General features: G+C 54.3%; 15 protein-coding genes and 2 pseudogenes. 9 read left to right on the top strand and 8 right to left on the bottom strand.

Going from position 1 to position 19,812, the window contains the following annotated elements; all coding sequences use genetic code 11:
- Positions 1 to 106: 106 nt before the first annotated feature.
- Complete coding sequence (ftsK, locus tag P0H77_RS08570; RefSeq protein WP_276164471.1) at positions 107 to 4,162, bottom strand: DNA translocase FtsK; 4,056 nt, start codon at positions 4,160 to 4,162, stop codon at positions 107 to 109.
- A gap of 119 nt (positions 4,163 to 4,281) precedes the next feature.
- On the bottom strand, positions 4,282 to 4,776 hold the full coding sequence (lrp, locus tag P0H77_RS08565; protein WP_000228473.1) for a leucine-responsive transcriptional regulator Lrp: 495 nt from the start codon (positions 4,774 to 4,776) through the stop codon (positions 4,282 to 4,284).
- Between the two features lie 552 nt (positions 4,777 to 5,328).
- Here lrp and trxB point away from each other — a divergent pair.
- From trxB to P0H77_RS08525, 8 genes are all read left to right on the top strand, one after another.
- Entirely contained in the window at positions 5,329 to 6,294 is a 966-nt protein-coding gene (gene trxB / locus P0H77_RS08560) for a thioredoxin-disulfide reductase (RefSeq protein ID WP_276164470.1), read from the top strand.
- Positions 6,295 to 6,407: 113 nt separating this feature from the next.
- On the top strand, positions 6,408 to 8,174 hold the full coding sequence (cydD, locus tag P0H77_RS08555) for a cysteine/glutathione ABC transporter permease/ATP-binding protein CydD (protein ID WP_276164469.1): 1,767 nt from the start codon (positions 6,408 to 6,410) through the stop codon (positions 8,172 to 8,174).
- On the top strand, positions 8,175 to 9,896 hold the full coding sequence (gene cydC, locus P0H77_RS08550) for a cysteine/glutathione ABC transporter ATP-binding protein/permease CydC (RefSeq protein ID WP_276164468.1): 1,722 nt from the start codon (positions 8,175 to 8,177) through the stop codon (positions 9,894 to 9,896).
- A 42-nt stretch (positions 9,897 to 9,938) separates the two neighbouring features.
- The gene (gene aat / locus P0H77_RS08545; protein ID WP_276164467.1) at positions 9,939 to 10,643 is read left to right on the top strand and encodes a leucyl/phenylalanyl-tRNA--protein transferase; all 705 of its coding nucleotides are present in this window, start codon (positions 9,939 to 9,941) and stop codon (positions 10,641 to 10,643) included.
- A 273-nt stretch (positions 10,644 to 10,916) separates the two neighbouring features.
- Entirely contained in the window at positions 10,917 to 11,135 is a 219-nt protein-coding gene (gene infA / locus P0H77_RS08540) for a translation initiation factor IF-1 (protein WP_001040187.1), read from the top strand.
- Positions 11,136 to 11,403: 268 nt separating this feature from the next.
- Complete coding sequence (locus tag P0H77_RS08535) at positions 11,404 to 11,904, top strand: cysteine hydrolase family protein (RefSeq protein WP_276164444.1); 501 nt, start codon at positions 11,404 to 11,406, stop codon at positions 11,902 to 11,904.
- 290 nt (positions 11,905 to 12,194) lie between these two features.
- Entirely contained in the window at positions 12,195 to 12,638 is a 444-nt protein-coding gene (locus tag P0H77_RS08530; protein WP_276164443.1) for an antitoxin Xre/MbcA/ParS toxin-binding domain-containing protein, read from the top strand.
- Positions 12,635 to 13,108, top strand: coding sequence for an RES domain-containing protein (locus tag P0H77_RS08525; RefSeq protein WP_276164442.1), 474 nt, complete (start codon positions 12,635 to 12,637; stop codon positions 13,106 to 13,108). The genes P0H77_RS08530 and P0H77_RS08525 overlap by 4 nt, the downstream gene beginning before the upstream one ends.
- Positions 13,109 to 13,114: 6 nt before the next feature.
- Here P0H77_RS08525 and P0H77_RS08520 read toward each other — a convergent pair.
- From P0H77_RS08520 to P0H77_RS08505, 4 genes and pseudogenes are all read right to left on the bottom strand, one after another.
- Positions 13,115 to 13,286 (bottom strand): annotated as a pseudogene (locus tag P0H77_RS08520) (transposase); the annotation flags it as partial.
- 183 nt (positions 13,287 to 13,469) lie between these two features.
- A complete protein-coding gene (gene clpA / locus P0H77_RS08515; RefSeq protein ID WP_276164441.1) occupies positions 13,470 to 15,746 on the bottom strand; it encodes an ATP-dependent Clp protease ATP-binding subunit ClpA in 2,277 nt (758 codons plus the stop codon).
- Positions 15,747 to 15,774: 28 nt separating this feature from the next.
- A complete protein-coding gene (gene clpS / locus P0H77_RS08510) occupies positions 15,775 to 16,095 on the bottom strand; it encodes an ATP-dependent Clp protease adapter ClpS (protein ID WP_276164440.1) in 321 nt (106 codons plus the stop codon).
- 99 nt (positions 16,096 to 16,194) lie between these two features.
- Positions 16,195 to 16,240: pseudogene (locus P0H77_RS08505) on the bottom strand (hypothetical protein).
- 178 nt (positions 16,241 to 16,418) lie between these two features.
- Here P0H77_RS08505 and cspD point away from each other — a divergent pair.
- Entirely contained in the window at positions 16,419 to 16,640 is a 222-nt protein-coding gene (gene cspD / locus P0H77_RS08500) for a cold shock-like protein CspD (RefSeq protein ID WP_176920619.1), read from the top strand.
- A 69-nt stretch (positions 16,641 to 16,709) separates the two neighbouring features.
- Here cspD and macB read toward each other — a convergent pair whose 3' ends face one another.
- On the bottom strand, positions 16,710 to 18,653 hold the full coding sequence (macB, locus tag P0H77_RS08495; protein WP_276164439.1) for a macrolide ABC transporter ATP-binding protein/permease MacB: 1,944 nt from the start codon (positions 18,651 to 18,653) through the stop codon (positions 16,710 to 16,712).
- Complete coding sequence (gene macA, locus P0H77_RS08490; RefSeq protein WP_276164438.1) at positions 18,650 to 19,765, bottom strand: macrolide transporter subunit MacA; 1,116 nt, start codon at positions 19,763 to 19,765, stop codon at positions 18,650 to 18,652. Before macA ends, macB begins: the two co-directional genes overlap by 4 nt.
- Positions 19,766 to 19,812: the final 47 nt, after the last annotated feature.

Here is a 19,812-nt window from a genome sequence, read left to right as displayed (position 1 = left end):
ACGTCTTCCCACTACGGGAGTCCTCTTTGTCATCTACTCTAGGCTTCATCCCAGCCAGGCGACAGAAGAAAATACTGAATTTTGACTTGCTTACCTAACTTTGCAATCAATCGAAAGGCGGCGGTGCCAGCACCTCACGGTTGCCGTTATGCCCCTGCTCGCTGACGATCCCCTGCGCTTCCATCTGCTCAATGATACGCGCCGCGCGGTTATAACCAATGCGGAACTGGCGCTGAACCCCGGAGATAGAAGCCTTGCGTTTCTCGGTCACAAAGTTAACTGCCTGGTCGAACAACGGATCCAGCTCTTCACCGCTCTCCAGACCGCCACCGCCACCTTCGCTTTCGCTGTCGGAGGTGATGCCTTCAACATACTGTGGACGCCCGCGCGCTTTCCAGTCCTGCACGACGGCATGAACTTCTTCGTCGCGCACAAAGGCACCGTGAACACGCACGGGTATCGTCGAGTTAGGGCCGGAATAGAGCATATCCCCCATGCCTAACAGAGATTCCGCACCGCCCTGGTCAAGGATAGTACGGGAGTCAATTTTGCTCGACACCGTGAAGGCTATACGCGTCGGTATATTCGCTTTGATAAGGCCCGTAATGACGTCAACGGAAGGTCGCTGCGTCGCCAGCACCAGGTGGATGCCTGCGGCGCGCGCTTTCTGCGCCAGACGCGCGATCAACTCTTCCACTTTCTTACCGACGGTCATCATCAGATCCGCAAATTCATCGACCAGTACGACGATATACGGCTCTTTTTTCAGTACCGGATGCGTGGCATCCATGCTATCGCCAGGCTTCCAGTAGGGATCCGGAATCGGACGTCCCATCTGTGCGGCTTCAGCAATTTTCTCGTTATAACCCGCAAGGTTACGCACGCCCAGGGCTGACATCAGCTTGTAGCGACGTTCCATCTCATTAACGCTCCAGCGCAAGGCATTGGCCGCGTCTTTCATGTCTGTTACGACTTCCGTCAACAGATGTGGGATCCCCTCATAAACCGATAGTTCGAGCATTTTCGGGTCGATCATGATGAATTTCACGTCTTCCGGCTGCGCTTTATACAGCATGCTGAGGATCATGGCGTTCACGCCCACCGATTTACCCGAGCCGGTGGTGCCCGCGACCAGCAGGTGCGGCATTTTCGCCAGGTCTGCTGTAACCGGATCGCCAGCGATGTCTTTACCCAGTACCACCGTCAGCGGTGAGGGGTTATCGCGGAATTTTGCACAGTCCAGGACCTCGCGCAGGTATACGGTCTGGCGTTTTTTATTCGGCAGTTCCAGCCCAACGTAAGGTTTGCCCGGAATAACTTCTACCACGCGCACGGCAGCACTGGATAACGAACGAGCCAGATCCCTTGACAGGTTAGAAATACGCGCGGCTTTAACGCCCGGTGCCAGGTTAAGCTCAAAACGCGTAATTACCGGGCCAGGAGAGTAGTTCACGACATCGGCTTTAATGCGGAAATCGGCCAGACGCGCTTCGACCAGACGTGCCATTTGCTCCAGCGCAAAGGTATCGACAGGTTCAACTTCAGTCGGCGGAGGTGTGAGCAGATCCAGCGACGGTAATAACGTGGTCGGCTTCTGCAGCGGCCGGCTGTCGCCATTACGCATCAGCAATGGATGGATCAAACTGTCCTTCGGCTGCGGCGCGGCTGGCTGATGCACCGGCTGCGGCTGCTGATACTGCGGCGCGGCTGGCTGGTGCACCGGCTTCGGCTGCTGGTACTGCGGTGCGGCTGGCTGATGTACCGGCTGCGGCTGCTGATACTGCGGCGCGGCTGGCTGATGTACCGGCTGCGGCTGCTGATACTGCGGCGCGGCTGGCTGATGTACCGGCTGCGGCTGCTGATACTGCGGCGCGGCTGGCTGATGTACCGGCTGCGGCTGCTGATACTGCGGCGCGGCTGGCTGAGGCTCATCCATCGGACCAGGTGTGAACAGCGGCTCACCTGGACCATCGTCGACCAGCGTTTTAGTCGGCGAAAATGCAAAATCACTCAGTGAGAAGGGATTGGCTCCCTCCGGCTGTTCGCTGGCGTAGCGCTGCTGCTGAGAGGCAGCAAACTGACGTGCCAGCTCCTCTTCGGCGGCATTGTCTTCGTCATCCGGCTCAGGAGTAACACCATAACGTTGCTCCTGGGAATCAGCGAACTGGCGAGCCAGTTCTTGCTGCTCAAATTCGTCAGCTTCATCATCAGAATGCTGCTCTGCCTGACGCGCACGCTCCTCCGCCATCCGTTGAGAAGGTAATTTGATACCGTAAGACGCCAGTTCACGGCGCGTCGGAACACGAACGCGGTTAGGACGCGGCAGTTGCGGACCAATGCCTTCTTTAACCTGAGTGCGAGCGCCTCCGGCAGCCAGGTTAAAGACAGGAGCAGCGACGGCAGCGGCCGCTGTTGCCTGATGCACGCTGGCGGCAACGGGCGCAATAACCGGGGCGGGATCGGGTTCAACCACCGGTGGCGGCGTAACAGACTGTTGTGCCGGCTCAGGGATCGGCTGATACCAGGCCGCCAGCTGTTCACGTTCACGGGCACGTTTCTCCTCTACCTCTTCGAAGTAGTAAAGCGGAGGACGGCTTGATTTTACCTCTTCCTGTACAATCTCATGCGGCTGTGGAGCTTCATGCGCTGCCGGCGGTGGTTCGGCATACGGCTCATAGTGCGGCTGCGCTACCGGCTCCTCATAAGGCTGGTACGGCGGCTGAGCAACCTGCGGCTCGGCATACGGCTGGTACTGTGGCTGAGCAACCGGCGGTTCTGCATACGGCTGGTACTGCGGCTGAGCAACGGGCGGCTCGGCATACGGCTGGTACTGCGGCTGAGCAACGGGAGGCTCCGCATACGGCTGGTACTGCGGCTGAGCAACGGGCGGCTCGGCATACGGCTGATAGGGTGGCTGAGCAGCCAGTGGCTCAGCGTAAGGCTCATACGGTGGTTGCGCAGCAGGCTGTGCATAGCTTTCGTAAGAAGGCGCTGTCTGACTGATCGGCGCTTCAGCCGGAGACGCAGGCTGAGGCGGCGTCCAGTTTTCTGAGGCGATATGCGGCGGTTGTGCTGCCTGCCAGGCAGCATCAGGCCGGGAAATAACCGGCTCTGCGCCCTGAATTTGCGGCTGCGGGATAACCGGATCGACAGGCGCCGCCCATGCCTGCGTCGCCATCGTTGCCGCCGCTGCAGCAGCGACGGGTTCAGCAACGGAATGTCCGTTTAATAGCGGATCGTACTCGTCATACTCCTCTGCCTGAGTCGCACGATGCCCCGAAAACAGAACGTCATCAGGATCGGCAGCTACACCGCGAGCGCTGTAGGTAATCTCGTCCGGATCGTCCATCCGTTTGCCTGAAAATAGCGCCGCATCGGTTTTTCTCCCCAGCGGATTGGCAAATTTTTCAGCTACGCGTTTCCGTCGCGCCAGCGCGCCACGCAGGATACGGGCGCGGCGCGATTCACGCGGCGCGTCCTGCAGTTCGTCTTCGTCCTCTTCATATTCTTCGTATTCCTCTTCCTCGACCCAGGTATCGTCGCGGCGGGTGCGATTGCTGGCGAAGGTAAGAATATTAAGGATGACGCTGCCAATTTTCTCAGCAATGCTGACCCAGGACCAGCCGGTAAACAACGTCAGTCCGGCGGCCCAGATGCACAGAAGCGCAATGGTTCCGCCGCTGCTGTGTAGCAGAGGCTGTAAGGTGGTGCTTAACAGGCTACCAATCACCCCGCCAGAGGCGAAGTACCAGATGTCATCGGCATTGATGGCGGCCAGCCCACACGAGGTCAGGATAAGCGCCAGTACGCCTATAAGACGAAGCGAAACGGCGAAATAGTCGATGTATTCTTCATTGGCCCGGTGCCGGTATGCAAACCAGCATCCGCCGATGATAATCACCGGAATGGTGTAAGCCATGATGCCGAAAATAAAAAAGAGCGTGTCGGCAAGCCATGCGCCGGGCACGCCGCCTAGATTATGAATAGGCTCATGCCACGCGGTTTGCGACCAGCTGGGATCGGACGGATTGAAGCTCAGTAGTGCCGCCATCAACCAGATGGCGAAAAGTGAGCAAAGGATAAGCATGGCCTCCAGAAGTCGGCGGCTGCTGCTTAACCGGGTAATTTTGACGTCTTTGTCTTCTGTATATTCCTGGCTCAAGAAAGGCTCTCCAGGTCCTTGATGCTAAACGGACAACCGTGCCAGGTTTCCCCGGCACGGTTGCTGTATGGATTAACAGGAGTGTAATCAAATTACGCTGATTTTGCACCTGTTCCGTGTTAGCGAGTCTTAATTACCAGACGATTGCTCTGTTTAACCTCTTCCATCACCACATAGGTGCGGGTGTCGTTGACACCTGGCAGGCGCAGCAGGGTTTCGCCCAATAATTTGCGATACGCTGACATATCCGGTACGCGGGTTTTCAACAAGTAGTCGAAATCACCGGAAACCAAATGACATTCCTGAATTTCTTCAAGTTTTTGCACTGCAGTGTTAAATTGCTCAAACACATCCGGTGCGCCACGATTCAGAGTAATCTCAACAAAAACCAGAAGTGATGCATCCAGATAATGCGGGTTAAGCAGTGCAGTATAGCCCTGAATAAAACCCTGTCTTTCCAGTCGACGAACGCGCTCAAGGCACGGCGTCGGTGAAAGTCCCACTCGTTTAGAGAGCTCGACGTTGGAAATACGCCCATCCTTTTGCAATTCGTTCAGAATATTGCGATCGATACGGTCGAGATCTTTGCCTGGGCGCTTCTTGCTATCTACCATTATTATTGTCTCTCTGTATTCCTTCCCTACTCCTGTCTTGACCCTGTGCACGTCACTGTTCAGGGTCTTCGCCCGTTGTTTACGTGCCGCACGCTCTGTGAGTGCTGCAAATCGTATTCCAGGGTATGCGGTGAGAAGACCGTTGCCCGCAGGCAGCTACCGACATCACGTATGGCATCTGTCCACACCATGCGTAGATTTCGTTAGCCCGGTAAAAAATGACCATTACGTGCTGAAATATGACTCCACACGAAATACGGTTTTTTTTCTTCCTTGAATGTTTTCGCAAATGCACAGGGGATTGTCAAAGCAAAACATCGCTTTTTAGCACGACATGCCAGATATTCATCATTCATGAGGCATGTTCCTCATGTTATCACCTTATAATCACCTCATTTTCAGTAGAAATAGTTATGCAGGTTGTCCGGAAAAGCGGCAATCCATTGTTATCCCCTATTGCACACATCGTTAACAAAAATTGCGTGCTCTTTTTTTAACGCTACAAATTCCCTACAATCTCGTCCAATGTCTGCCAACAATTATGGGGATCTCATGGGCACGGCGAAACACAGTAAGCTATTAATTCTTGGCTCCGGACCTGCGGGATACACCGCTGCTGTCTATGCTGCACGCGCGAATCTACAACCCGTATTAATTACCGGGATGGAAAAAGGCGGTCAGTTGACCACCACCACGGAAGTGGAAAACTGGCCGGGCGATCCAAACGATCTGACCGGCCCACTGCTGATGGAACGTATGCATGAGCATGCAAGCAAATTTGAGACCGAAATTCTTTTCGATCACATCCATACGGTCGATCTGCAAAACCGCCCTTTCCGCCTGACTGGCGATAGTGCGGAATACACTTGCGATGCGCTGATCATTGCCACTGGCGCGTCAGCACGCTACCTGGGGCTGCCGTCTGAAGATGCGTTTAAAGGCCGCGGCGTTTCGGCCTGCGCCACCTGTGACGGTTTTTTCTACCGTAACCAGAAAGTGGCGGTGATCGGCGGCGGCAATACGGCGGTTGAGGAAGCGCTCTATCTGGCAAATATTGCCTCCGAAGTGCATCTGATCCACCGCCGCGACAGCTTCCGCGCGGAAAAAATCCTCATCAAACGTCTGATGGATAAAGTCGAAAGCGGTAATATCGTGCTGCATACCCACCGTACGCTGGAAGAAGTGACGGGCGATCAAATGGGTGTCAGCGGCCTGCGTCTGCGCGATACCCAGAGCGACAACATTGAAACGCTGGATGTTGCAGGTCTGTTTGTCGCCATCGGTCACAGCCCGAATACCGCCATTTTTGAGGGGCAGCTGGCGCTGGAAAATGGCTATATCAAAGTGCAGTCCGGTATTCACGGGAATGCAACTCAGACCAGCGTTCCTGGCGTGTTTGCCGCTGGCGATGTGATGGATCATATCTATCGTCAGGCGATCACCTCCGCCGGTACTGGATGTATGGCCGCTCTGGATGCCGAGCGTTATCTTGATGGTCTGGCTGAAAACAGAAAATAATTTTTACAAATCAGTAACAAAGGTAAATAAGGCGACTATAGGTCGCCTTTATTTTTGTGTCGTTGTAACATTGCCGTGCCTGATATTCTGATAACTCACCTGCTAAGCACGTAATGAATAAAACCCGTCAACAAGAGCTAACCCGCTGGTTAAAACAGCAAAGTGTGATTTCCCGCCGCTGGCTGATGATGTCTCGTCTGCTGGGTCTGGTGAGTGGCATTTTAATTGTTGCCCAGGCCTGGATGCTGGCGCAGATCCTCCAGCATATGATCATGGATAACATCCCGCGTGAAGCGCTGTTATTGCCGTTCGTACAGCTAATTCTGGTATTTATCGTCCGCGCCTGGGTTGTCTGGCTACGCGAGAAAGTCGGCTTTTATGCCGGTCAACACATCCGGTTTGCCATCCGCCGTCAGGTGCTGGATCGCCTGCAGCAGGCGGGCCCGGCCTGGATTCAGGGTAAACCCGCCGGAAGCTGGGCGACGCTTGTTCTTGAACAAATTGACGATATGCATGATTACTATGCGCGCTATCTGCCGCAGATGGCGCTGGCGACGTTTGTGCCGCTGTTGATCGTGATTGCTATTTTTCCGTCTAACTGGGCCGCCGCGCTGATCTTGCTGGGTACCGCCCCGCTGATCCCGCTGTTTATGGCGCTGGTAGGCATGGGAGCGGCCGATGCCAATCGACGTAATTTTCAGGCGCTGGCGCGGCTGAGCGGTCATTTCCTTGACCGCCTGCGCGGAATGGAAACGTTGCGAACCTTTGGACGCGGCGAAGCTGAAATCGAGAATATCCGCCTGGCATCACAGGATTTTCGCCAGCGAACGATGGAAGTCCTGCGCCTGGCATTCCTCTCCTCCGGCGTGCTGGAATTTTTCGCCTCGCTCTCGATTGCGCTGGTGGCGGTTTACTTTGGTTTCTCCTATCTGGGCGAGCTGAATTTTGGTCATTACGGTGCGGGCGTCACCCTGGCGGCAGGCTTCCTGGCGCTGATCCTCGCTCCCGAATTTTTTCAACCACTCCGCGATCTCGGTACGTTTTATCACGCGAAAGCGCAAGCGGTCGGCGCGGCAGACAGTCTGAAAACCTTCCTGGAAGCGCCGCTGGCGTCGCCGCAGCGTGGGGAGACGCAGCTTAACGCCACGCAGGCGGTTTCCGTGACGGCACGCGATCTTTTTATTAAGTCTCCGGAAGGTAAAGTGCTTGCCGGGCCGCTTAATTTTGATCTTGCCGCCGGACAGCGTGTGGTGCTGGTCGGGCAGAGTGGATCGGGGAAAAGCTCGCTGCTGAATACGCTTTCCGGTTTTTTGCCTTACGAAGGTTCACTACTTATTAATGATGTGGAACTGCGCGAACTCGATCCTGAGCTCTGGCGACAGCAGTTGAGCTGGGTGGGGCAAAACCCGCAGCTTCCTGCGGCGACGCTTCGCGATAACGTGTTACTGGCTAAGCCAGACGCTACTGAAGCAGAATTGTGCTCAGCTCTGGAACGTGCATGGGTAAACGAATTTGCCTCGCAGCTGCCACAAGGAATTGATACCCCTTTGGGCGACCAGGCCGGAGGGCTTTCCGTCGGCCAGGCGCAGCGTGTTGCTGTGGCTCGCGCACTGCTCACCCCGTGCCAGCTACTGCTGCTCGATGAACCTTCAGCCAGTCTGGATGCCCACAGTGAACAGCGCGTCATGCAAGCACTGAATGACGCCTCCCGGCAACAAACCACGCTGATGGTAACCCATCAGCTTGAAGATCTGGCCGCGTGGGACGTCATCTGGGTTATGCAGGACGGGCATATTACTGAGCAGGGTGATTTCGCAACGTTAACCCATGGCAACGGCGTATTTGCCAGCCTGCTTGCACATCGCCAGGAGGATATCTGAATGCGCGTACTGCTGCCTTATCTTGCACTTTATAAACGTCATAAAGGGCTGCTGGCGCTGGGTGTGATCCTGGCCATCGTCACCCTGCTGGCGAGCATTGGGTTATTGACCCTTTCCGGATGGTTTTTATCCGCTTCTGCGGTGGTTGGTTTTGCCGGCGCTTACAGTTTTAACTATATGCTTCCTGCTGCTGGCGTGCGCGGCGCGGCGATTATCCGTACCGCCGGGCGTTATTTCGAACGGCTGGTCAGCCACGACGCCACCTTCCGGGTACTTCAGCATCTGCGCGTGTTTACCTTCAGTAAAGTGCTGCCCCTCTCCCCTGCCGGGCTGGCCCGTTTTCGGCAGGGCGAATTGCTCAATCGTCTGGTAGCGGACGTTGATACCCTCGATCATCTTTACCTGCGGGTCATTTCTCCGCTGGTTGGCGCGCTGATGGTGATCGTGGTGGTGACCTTCGGTCTCAGCCTGCTGGATGTGACGCTGGCCCTGACGTTGGGCGGGATTATGCTGCTCACGCTGTTGTTGCTCCCGCCATTGTTCTATCGCGCGGGAAAACCGGTGGGTGAAAACCTGACACATTTGCGCGGCCAGTATCGCCAGCAGTTAACCGCCTGGCTTCAGGGGCAGGCAGAGCTTTCGCTCTTCAATGCCAGCGATCGCTACCGTCAGCAGATGGAGAATACCGAACTGAGCTGGCACGATGCCCAGCGCAGACAGTCTGAGCTAACGGCGCTGTCGCAGGCGTTAATGCTGTTTATCGGCGGCATCGCCGTGGTGGTGATGCTGTGGATGGCCGCCGGTGGCGTAGGCGATAACGCTCAGCCCGGCGCGTTAATTGCCCTGTTTGTGTTCTGCGCGCTCGCCGCCTTTGAAGCCCTGGCACCCGTGACCGGTGCGTTTCAGCATCTCGGTCAGGTGATGGCCTCGGCCCTGCGCATCACGCAAATTATCGAGCAGCCGCCGGAGGTGATATTCCCGTCAGAGTCAGTCACGCCGCCTGTCGACGTAACTGTGCAGCTTCGCGATATTACTTTCCGTTATCCGCAGCAGGCGCAACCCGCGCTGAATAACATCAATCTGGACGTGGCGGCAGGAGAACATATCGCTATCCTCGGTCGCACCGGCTGCGGCAAATCCACGCTGCTGCAACTGCTGACCCGCGCCTGGGATCCTCAGCATGGCGAGCTGTTAATTAACGGTTCGCCCATCGCTGAACTGGACGAACCGACGCTTCGCCGCACCATGACCCTGGTGCCGCAGCGCGTTCATCTTTTCAGCGCCACGCTGCGTGACAACCTGCTTCTCGCCGCGCCGTTGGCCACCGATGAGCAGCTTGCCGCCGTGCTAACGCGCACTGGCCTGCAAAAACTGCTGGAAGATGGTGGCTTAAATAGCTGGCTGGGCGAAGGCGGACGCCAGCTTTCCGGCGGTGAACTGCGCCGTCTGGCTATCGCTCGCGCACTCCTGCACGATGCGCCACTGCTGCTGCTTGACGAACCCACCGAAGGGCTGGACGCCACCACTGAAAGCCAGATCCTGGATTTACTGGCAGACGTGGCGCGAGATAAAACGCTGCTGATGGTCACCCATCGCCTGCGCGGGCTGGCGCACTTCGACCATATAATAGTGATGGACAACGGACAAATTATTGAGCATGGTAATCACGCAGAACTGCTGGCGAACAAGGGGCGTTATTACCAGTTTAAGCAGCGCCTGTAGGCTATTATTGAGCGGTTTGTCTTGCAGTGGAGTTGTCATAGCATGCGCCTGGTCCAGCTGTCCCGTCATTCAATTGCGTTCCCCTCCCCTGAAGGCGCGCTACGTGAACCTAATGGTTTACTGGCCTTAGGGGGCGATCTCAGCCCGGCGCGGCTATTAATGGCCTATCAGCATGGCATATTTCCGTGGTTTTCACCGGGGGATCCTATCTTATGGTGGTCGCCCGATCCGCGGGCCGTTCTGTGGCCGCAGCAGTTTCATCTGAGCCGCAGCATGAAGCGGTTTCATAAAAACTCGCCCTACCGCGTCACGCTCAATCATGCTTTTGACCAGGTGATTGAAAGCTGCGCCCACGAGCGTGATGAAGGCACCTGGATCACCCGTGAAATTATTCGGGCCTATCAGCGATTACATGAGCTGGGCCACGCGCATTCCATCGAAGTCTGGCAGGGTGAAGACCTGGTCGGAGGGATGTATGGCGTGTGTCAGGGAGCTTTATTTTGCGGAGAATCAATGTTTAGCCGCGCTGAAAATGCCTCTAAAACCGCCTTATACCTCTTTTGTGAGGCATTCCAGCGTCAGGGCGGTCAATTAATCGACTGTCAGGTGCTAAATAACCATACCGCGTCTCTGGGGGCGGTGGAAATCCCGCGTCGCAACTATCTGGAATACCTGGAAAAACTATTATCTCTACCACTGGCCGACGATTTCTGGCAACCGCGAACGTTATTTACGCCGGGAAGGTAAATGTTTTCGGCACAATCTTTGTCAGGGTGTTATAATTGTCGCGCAAAGTAGCTTTTGCCCGTTGCCCCGCCACCGTTTGGGAACAGTTCGACTCAGGTTTCACCCTCGTCTCCCCTTTACGTTTGCGCTTGTCGTACGGCGAAGCCGTGTGAAGCAGGGCAATGCGCCAAGACTACTTTTTGCGTTTTATGCGCACAAAACTTTACTTAATTGATGAACTTCGGCATTATCTTGCCGATTCAAAAAAATGGTAGTGATACCCCAGAGGACTAGATGGCCAAAGAAGACAATATCGAAATGCAGGGTACCGTTCTTGAAACGCTGCCTAATACTATGTTCCGCGTAGAACTGGAAAACGGTCACGTGGTCACTGCGCACATCTCCGGTAAAATGCGTAAAAACTATATCCGCATCCTGACGGGCGACAAAGTGACTGTTGAACTGACCCCGTACGACCTGAGCAAAGGCCGCATTGTCTTCCGTAGTCGCTGATTGTTTTCACGCCCTGTAGAGGCGAACAGATACCGAAAGGCCGGGAATTTTCCCGGCCTTTTTTGTTGCCTGTGCCGATTAATGAAACTATTGATGGGGATATAATTTCGTCTACTATCAGTTGCTGGAAATCGGCGATGAGCAGGTTTCTGACATTAAAAAATTGTGCGGCGAGCGTTTTGTCAGAATAACAAACAGTTTCAGACGAAGCAAAAAAGGCCGCTAAAAGCGGGGTGAAAGAGCCCTTTAATGCTTTTAGAAAAGGAAAATGGAAAAGATGAAGCGTGCTTTAATTGTCATTGACCTGCAGAAGGGACTTCATACTCGTGAAAAGCCCCTTTTCAGCCTTCAGAATATTTTAGCGGACATTAACACACGGATCGCGTTATACCGAAAAGCAGGCGAGCCGATTATCTTTATTCAGCATCAGGATGAAGACTTGCCCCGACACTCCTTGCAATGGTCGTTAATGGACGAGCTGGATACGCGGGACGGCGATCATTTTGTTGCTAAAACACATGCGAATTCCTTTTATAAGACAGCCTTAGCCGCTCTTTTGCAAAAGCTTAAGGTTGATGAAATTGAATTTTGTGGCGCACAAACGGAGTATTGCGTGGATACAACAATTCGAATGGCGCACGGACTTGGTTACCGCGTTTTTATGAAGAAAGGACTGCATACGACCGTTGATGCTGAATTACTTTCCGCCGAAGTGATCCGTGAACATCATGAGAGACTTTGGGGCGGGCGTTTTTTAACCTGGATTTAAATGAATAGGTTTCCCCCGGGAATGCATGGCAGTGAACCAGAACAACACTACTCTATCCCTTTGTTCTTTATCATAAAACCAGAACTCCTCCCTCAGATCCTTCTTATCCCTCCCTCTTAACTCTTTTAAAATTCAAAAAGTTAAGCGAAACAAAAATAAAAGGGTCATTTTTAGGTTACCACTTTAAGGCAACAATCCTGGAATCAAATCACCTGATTACATTTTTAGCTTTTGTACAACCAGACAAATGTCTATACTAATAAAAGACAAATGACCAATCAGGAGGAGTGATGAAAACCTGGATCCCGGATCAGAAACCTGCCGGTAATGCGCTCTGGCGTTACGCTGGTTTGCCCGCTAATCGGGGCTTAAAGCTGGTACAGTTGCTTAGTCAGGGGCTGCCGGTTAGCATCCTGGACGATATCCATAAATGGACTGAAATGTCGAAATCGGACATTCTGCGCGTAGCCGGCATAAATGAACGAAACGTCTCCCGGCGTAAAAGCGCAGGGCGGGCGTTGACGCCAGATGAAAGCGAGCGTATTGCGCGACTGGTCAGAGTAATGGATACCGCCGTACAATATTTTGGCAACAAAGAGGATGCCTGGCATTGGTTACAAACTCCGGTCAGGGGGCTGGGTAACGTAACGCCTGTTTCCCTTGTTTCTACGGAAAGCGGCGCGCTGGAAGTCACCGATCTTATCGGCAGACTAGAACACGGAGTGTTTGCGTGATTTTATATCGTCTGGTAACCCAACGTTATGCCAGCGAAGCCTGGACAGGTAACGGAGCAAGTCAGTATGGCGGCCGGTGGAACCATAAGGGGCATCCGGCCGTTTACGTTTCTGCCTCTATCGCGCTTGCTTCTCTGGAATTGCTGGTGCACGTGCAGAAAGATAGAATTCTTAATCAATATCGGCTTTATTCAATTGAAATTGATGATGATAAAGTCGAGTACCTTGATCAAAAATGGCTGCCTGAAGACTGGCAGGAAAACCCGGCCCCCGTTTCGACAATGGACCTCGGCACTGGCTGGCTGGAAGCGCAAAGCGCCCTTGCCCTCATCCTGCCGTCCTGTATTGTTCCCTACGAAAACAATGCCATTCTTAACCCTCTTCATCCTGACTTTAGCCAGATAAAAGCATCGGTAAAAGAATACCCTTTCACTTTTGATCCACGGCTAACGCAAAATACCGCCCCCTGAGTGGAGACAGCATTCCACTTCCAGAATACGTACGTTTTTCCATTCACACAGCTTTCTCAGGATCCCGTCTATTGCTCTACGTTTCTCTCGATAGAACGCCTGTCTTCGGTATTAGGTGCAAAACTATGAGATATTTACAGTTCCATTGGGTGTGCGCTAAGCTCTTTTCGCCCCCAATTGGAACCCCTTTTGATTTCTTGTTTGACTCTTGAAGTTGCCAGACCGCAAGGTGTTTTAACAAGTCAAAAGGGGTTTTAATAACTGGCTGAAAGCTTTACTGAATCCCAGCCTGGCAGGGGGTTTTCTGTGCACAAAAAAAGCGGGCTGTCACCAGCCCGCTTCCCGTTAACTTCAAAAAGCCTTAATGCGCCGTTTCCGCCTTATGCTTCTGCGCACTCTGGAAACCATAGGTCAGCGTATTTTTCTCTTTATCCAGCGTAACCGTTACCTGACCGCCATCGACCAGCGAACCAAACAGCAGCTCGTTTGCCAGCGGTTTTTTCAGGTTATCCTGGACAATACGCGTCATCGGACGTGCGCCCATTGCCCGGTCGTAACCTTTCTCCGCCAGCCAGTTGCGCGCTTCCTGACTGACTTCCAGGGAGACGCCTTTCTGATCAAGCTGGACCTGCAACTCGACAATAAACTTGTCGACAACCTGATGGATAACCTCGGTTGAGAGGTGATCAAACCAGATAATGTTGTCCAGACGGTTACGGAATTCCGGCGTGAAGATCTTTTTGATCTCTTCCATCGCATCGGTACTGTTGTCCTGATGGATAAGACCAATCGATTTACGCTCGGTTTCGCGGACACCGGCGTTGGTGGTCATGACCAGCACCACGTTGCGGAAGTCTGCTTTACGCCCGTTGTTGTCGGTCAGCGTACCGTTGTCCATTACCTGCAACAGCAGGTTAAAGACGTCCGGGTGCGCTTTTTCGATTTCATCAAGCAGCAGAACCGCGTGCGGATGTTTGATCACTGCATCGGTCAGCAAACCGCCCTGGTCAAAACCGACATAGCCCGGAGGCGCACCGATCAGACGGCTGACGGTATGACGTTCCATATACTCGGACATATCAAAACGCAGCAGTTCAATACCCAGCGCTTTTGACAGCTGTACCGTCACTTCGGTTTTACCCACGCCCGTTGGCCCGGCAAACAGGAAGGAGCCGACCGGTTTGTGATCGTGACCCAGCCCGGCACGCGCCATCTTGATGGCTTCGGTTAAGGCCTCAATGGCTTTATCCTGACCAAAGACCAGCATTTTCAGGCGGTCGCTGAGATTTTTCAGCGTATCACGATCGCTCTGCGAGACGCTTTTCTCCGGAATACGCGCAATGCGTGCCACAACGGACTCAATATCGGCCACGTTAATAGTTTTCTTGCGCTTGCTGACCGGCAACAGACGCGCCCTTGCGCCCGCTTCATCAATCACGTCAATGGCTTTATCCGGCAGATGACGATCGTTGATGTATTTTACCGCCAGCTCAACCGCCGCACGCACCGCTTTAGCGGTATAGCGTACGTCATGATGCGCTTCATACTTCGGCTTCAGGCCGTTGATGATCTGCACCGTTTCTTCTACAGAAGGCTCAGTGACATCGATTTTCTGGAAACGACGCGCCAGCGCGCGATCTTTCTCAAAGATGTTGCTGAATTCCTGATAGGTGGTTGATCCCATCACGCGGATTTTGCCGCTGGAAAGCAGGGGTTTGATCAGATTAGCCGCATCCACCTGACCACCTGAGGCCGCACCGGCGCCGATGATAGTGTGGATTTCGTCAATGAACAGGATGCTGTTTTCGTCCTGCTCGAGCTGTTTGAGCAACGCTTTAAAACGTTTTTCAAAGTCGCCGCGGTATTTGGTACCGGCCAGCAATGAACCGATATCCAGCGAGTAGACCGTGCAGTCAGCCACAATTTCCGGCACGTCACCCTGCACAATGCGCCACGCCAGACCTTCCGCAATGGCGGTTTTACCTACGCCAGACTCGCCCACCAGCAGCGGGTTATTTTTGCGACGGCGGCACAGTACCTGAATAGCACGTTCCAGTTCTTTATCGCGGCCAATCAGCGGGTCGATACCGCCTACGCGAGCAAGCTGGTTAAGATTGGTCGTGAAGTTTTCCATCCGTTCCTCCCCGCCTGCCTGCTCTTCAGTACCGGGCTGGCCTCCCTGATCGGAAGACTGGCTCGGCTCGTCTTTACGGGTGCCGTGAGAGATGAAATTCACCACATCAAGGCGGCTGACTTCATGTTTACGTAACAGGTAGGCGGCCTGCGATTCCTGCTCGCTAAAGATGGCCACGAGGACGTTCGCGCCGGTCACTTCACTACGGCCGGAAGACTGAACATGGAAGACCGCGCGCTGCAAAACACGCTGGAAGCTGAGCGTCGGTTGCGTGTCGCGCTCTTCTTCACTGGCGGGCAGCACCGGTGTGGTTTGTTCGATGAAGGCTTCGAGTTCCTGACGCAGCGCCACCAGATCCACGGAGCACGCTTCAAGCGCTTCGCGGGCAGATGGGTTACTGAGCAAAGCCAGCAGCAAGTGCTCTACGGTCATAAACTCGTGTCGGTGCTCGCGCGCTCTGGCGAAAGCCATATTTAAACTGAGTTCCAGTTCCTGGTTGAGCATTGGGCACCCCCTCAATAGTTTGCCTTAATCAGGCTTTTTCCAGCGTACACAGCAACGGATGCTCGTTCTCCCTTGCGTATTTGTTCACCATCACCACTTTCGACTCCGCGACCTCGGCGGTAAACACCCCACAAATGGCCTTACCCTGATAGTGAACCGTAAGCATCAGTTGCGTTGCACGTTCTACATCATAAGAAAAGAACTTTTGCAGCACGTCAATAACAAATTCCATCGGCGTGTAATCATCGTTCATTAACATAACTTTATACATAGATGGCGGTTTTAGCGCGTCGCGCAGCTCATCTTGTGTAATTTGGTCGAAATCCAGCCAATCTTTCGCTTTACTCATTGTCAGTCGTCATCTTCAGTTACGGTTACCGGCTCGCTTTTATTACCGCTGACGTGAGTCTATGCATACTATGAATCTACAATAGATCTTAGATAACTATCATCTATCGTTATCATCCGCGACTTCTGTCACATTCCTGGTCAATAGCGTTAACTGCTTCAAATTTTAGCGCATTTTACCCCGCCACCTCTGGTGAATCACTTGACGCGATGCCCGAATTCTCTAAATTGTACAAACTGGAGTTGACGAGGTTTTGAGCAACTCCCATCTAACACCGGTTCATTCCATCTTACTTGCAAAAGATCTCTGAAGGATGTCGAAGCATGGAAACGGGTACAGTTAAGTGGTTTAACAACGCCAAAGGGTTTGGCTTCATTTGCCCCGAAGGCGGTGGCGAGGATATTTTCGCCCACTATTCAACCATTCAGATGGATGGTTACAGAACGCTAAAAGCCGGGCAGGCCGTCCGGTTTGATGTACACCAGGGGCCAAAAGGCAATCATGCCAGCTTGATCGTCCCTTTCGAAGCCGAAGCGGTTGCATAGCTCCAGCTCCATTGTGTACATCCCGCCGTCAAAATGCCAGCCCTTATGACTGGCATTTTTTTATCTTAATTATTCACGCGCCAGCGCGTCCACCGGATCGAGCCGGGCGGCGTTACGTGCCGGAAGCCAGCCAAACAATACGCCGGTAAGGGTTGAACAAAGAAAAGCAGTCAGCAGCGCGAGGGGAGAAAATCCAATTTCCCAGCCCGGCAAAAACAGCTGTAGCGTAAAGGCAATGAGCATCGATAAACTGACGCCCAGCGCCCCGCCCACCAGACAGACCAGCACTGCTTCGATTAAAAACTGTTGCAGCACATCGCTGGCCCGCGCGCCAACCGCCATACGAATACCGATTTCACGCGTGCGCTCGGTGACCGAGACCAGCATGATGTTCATCACGCCAATCCCGCCAACCAGTAGCGAGATCACCGCCACCAGCGTCAGGAACAGCTGAAGAGTACGTGTGGTCTTTTCTGCCGTTTTCAAGACGCTGTCCATGTTCCAGGTGAAGAAATCCTTTCTACCGTGACGCAGGGTCAGCAGGCGAGTAAGCTGCTGCTCAGCCTGGGCGCTCTCATAGCCATCGTTGATGCGTACCGTAATGGAATTCAGCCACGACTGCCCCATCACCCTTCCCGCCATCGTGGTATAGGGAAGCCAGACGCGGAGAATTTTACTGCTGCCAAACATCGACTGCTTCTCTTCCGCCACGCCGATCACCGTCGCGGGCATATTGCCCACCAGAATAATTTCTCCGACCACATTGGTTTTGTTGGGGAAAAGCTGACGCCGGGTATTGCTGTCGAGCACGGCAACCTGCGCCCGCCCTTTCAGTTGCTCGTCGTTAAAAGTCGCGCCCTCGCTGAAGGTCATCCCGTAGACGTTGAAATACTGTCCACTGACGCCGTTGGCGCTGGCGGCCATATCCAGATTGTTATAGCGCAGCCGCAGGTTCTGCGACACGGCAGGCGTCGCTGATTTTACCCACGGCTGTTTCTGGATCGCGGTCAGGTCGTCATATTTCAGTGCCTGCTGATACTGCGGGTCGTCATCGCCGTAATCTTTGCCAGGATAGACATCAATGGTATTGGTGCCGATTGCGCGGATATCCGCCAGCACCAGTTCCTTGGCAGCATCCCCCACTACCACAATCGAGACCACGGAAGCGATACCGATGATGATCCCCAGCATCGTCAGCAACGTGCGCATTTTATTTGCCGCCATTGCCAGCCACGCCATTGTCAACGCCTCGCGAAAGCTGCTGCTAAACTGCCGCCAGCCCGGCACCGTCGCCTGATTTGTCTGCGTTAACGGGCCAGAGCGCGTTGTTTTCGCCGGCGGATTACTGATGATTTCGCCATCGCGGATTTCAATAATGCGTTCGGCCTGCGCAGCAACCTCCGGATCGTGGGTAACGATAATCACCGTATGCCCGCGATCGCGCAGCTGGTGCAGGATCGCCATCACCTCTTCACCAGAACGACTGTCCAGCGCGCCGGTAGGCTCATCCGCGAGGATCACCTGACCGCCGTTCATCAGGGCGCGGGCGATACTGACGCGCTGCTGCTGCCCGCCTGAGAGCTGCGAGGGCTGATAATCAGCCCGCTCAGTCAGTCCCAGCCGATCAAGCAGTTCGCGGGCGCGTTTCAGTCGCGCCGCGCGTTCCGTCCCCGCATACACGGCCGGGACTTCCACGTTCTGCGTGGCGGTAAGGTGAGACAACAAATGATAGCGCTGAAAGATAAAGCCAAAGTGCTCGCGTCGCAGGCGTGCCAGCGCATCGCTGTCCAGGGTAGCAATGTCCGTCCCGGCAAGCCGGTAGGTTCCGCCGGTCGGCTTATCCAGACAGCCAATGATATTCATCAGGGTGGATTTACCGGAGCCGGACGCGCCGACGATCGCCACCATCTCTCCGGCCTCAATGCGCAAGGAAATCCCTTTCAGCACCTCAACGCTGCCCTCGCCGGAAGGATAGCTGCGGCGGATATCCGTCAGCTCAAGCAGTGCCGTCACGATTTATCTCCGGGCTGCTTTTCACCGACGATCACTTCATCGCCTTCATCCAGCCCTTTGACCACTTCTACGCTGGTGTCATTACGCGCGCCGATAGTCACTTCGCGATCGTGAACTTCGCCGTTACGCAACAGCCGGACGTTATAACGATTATCGCCGGTGGCGTCACCGAGCGCGGAAAGCGGAATGGTCAGAATATTGCGCACGCCGGACAGTTGGATATGCACCTGCGCGGTCATCTCCAGGCGCAGGATGCTTTTCGGGTTTGGCACTTCAAAACGGGCATAGTAAAAAATGGCGTCGTTCACTTTTTCCGGCGTCGGGAGCACATCTTTTAACGTCCCTTCATAGCGGGTCAGCGGATCGCCGAGCACCGTAAACCAGGCTTTCAGCCCCGGTTTCAGATGGATAACGTCAGCTTCGGAGACCTGCGCTTTGACCAGCATGGTGCTCAGGTCCGCCAGGGTCAGAATGTTGGGAGCCTGCTGGGCGGCGATCACCGTTTGCCCCTGAAGGGTGGTGATTTCCGTCACTTCACCCGCCATCGGCGCGATAATGCGGGTATAGTCGAGATTGGTTTTGGCCGTACTCAGGGTGGCCTGATTGCGCTGGATCTGGGCATCGAGGGTGCCAATTTGCGCCTGTTTCACTTCAAGTTCGGTCGCGGCAGTATCCAGATCCTGACGAGAAATCGCCTGGGTGCGCGCCAGCTGCTGCTGACGGGAGAGCGTCACCTTCGCCAGCTGCATTTCAGCGACCGCCTGACGGCGCTGCGCGCGCAGTTCCATCAACGTGGCTTCCACCTCTTTGATTTGGTTTTCCGCCTGCTCAGGATCGATAACCCCCAGCAGCTGATCTTTCTTCACCTTATCGCCGATATTTACCGACAGGGTTTTGAGCTGCCCGCTGACCTGTGCGCCAACGTCCACTTTACGCAGCGCATCCAGCTTACCGGTAGCCAGTACCGCCTGCTCCAGATCGCCTTTACGCACGATCAGCGTCTGGTACTGCGGCTGCGGGGCATTAAGCTTCTGCCACAGCCAGAATGCTGCCACCACAATGACCACTAACAGCAGCAGCCAGCGCTTTTTGCCTCTTCCCTTCAAATTCATAAAAATTCCAGATACCTGAGCTTTTGATGCGAGGTGCTAATTCTATC

It is taken from the genome of Superficieibacter sp. HKU1 (genome assembly GCF_029319185.1).
In the GTDB taxonomy this organism is placed as follows: Bacteria; Pseudomonadota; Gammaproteobacteria; order Enterobacterales; family Enterobacteriaceae; genus Superficieibacter.
The sequence above is the reverse complement of the archived record's forward strand: the minus strand, read 5'-3'. Positions and strand labels throughout refer to the sequence as shown.

What these genes read in the sequence shown, in the direction of transcription:
- lrp (WP_000228473.1), bottom strand. Translation starts at nt 4,776, where the DNA reads ATGGTAGATAGCAAGAAGCGCCCAGGCAAAGATCTCGACCGTATCGAT.
- trxB (WP_276164470.1), top strand. Translation starts at nt 5,329, where the DNA reads ATGGGCACGGCGAAACACAGTAAGCTATTAATTCTTGGCTCCGGACCT.
- cydD (WP_276164469.1), top strand. Translation starts at nt 6,408, where the DNA reads ATGAATAAAACCCGTCAACAAGAGCTAACCCGCTGGTTAAAACAGCAA.
- cydC (WP_276164468.1), top strand. Translation starts at nt 8,175, where the DNA reads ATGCGCGTACTGCTGCCTTATCTTGCACTTTATAAACGTCATAAAGGG.
- aat (WP_276164467.1), top strand. Translation starts at nt 9,939, where the DNA reads ATGCGCCTGGTCCAGCTGTCCCGTCATTCAATTGCGTTCCCCTCCCCT.
- infA (WP_001040187.1), top strand. Translation starts at nt 10,917, where the DNA reads ATGGCCAAAGAAGACAATATCGAAATGCAGGGTACCGTTCTTGAAACG.
- P0H77_RS08535 (WP_276164444.1), top strand. Translation starts at nt 11,404, where the DNA reads ATGGAAAAGATGAAGCGTGCTTTAATTGTCATTGACCTGCAGAAGGGA.
- P0H77_RS08530 (WP_276164443.1), top strand. Translation starts at nt 12,195, where the DNA reads ATGAAAACCTGGATCCCGGATCAGAAACCTGCCGGTAATGCGCTCTGG.
- clpA (WP_276164441.1), bottom strand. Translation starts at nt 15,746, where the DNA reads ATGCTCAACCAGGAACTGGAACTCAGTTTAAATATGGCTTTCGCCAGA.
- clpS (WP_276164440.1), bottom strand. Translation starts at nt 16,095, where the DNA reads ATGAGTAAAGCGAAAGATTGGCTGGATTTCGACCAAATTACACAAGAT.
- cspD (WP_176920619.1), top strand. Translation starts at nt 16,419, where the DNA reads ATGGAAACGGGTACAGTTAAGTGGTTTAACAACGCCAAAGGGTTTGGC.
- macA (WP_276164438.1), bottom strand. Translation starts at nt 19,765, where the DNA reads ATGAATTTGAAGGGAAGAGGCAAAAAGCGCTGGCTGCTGCTGTTAGTG.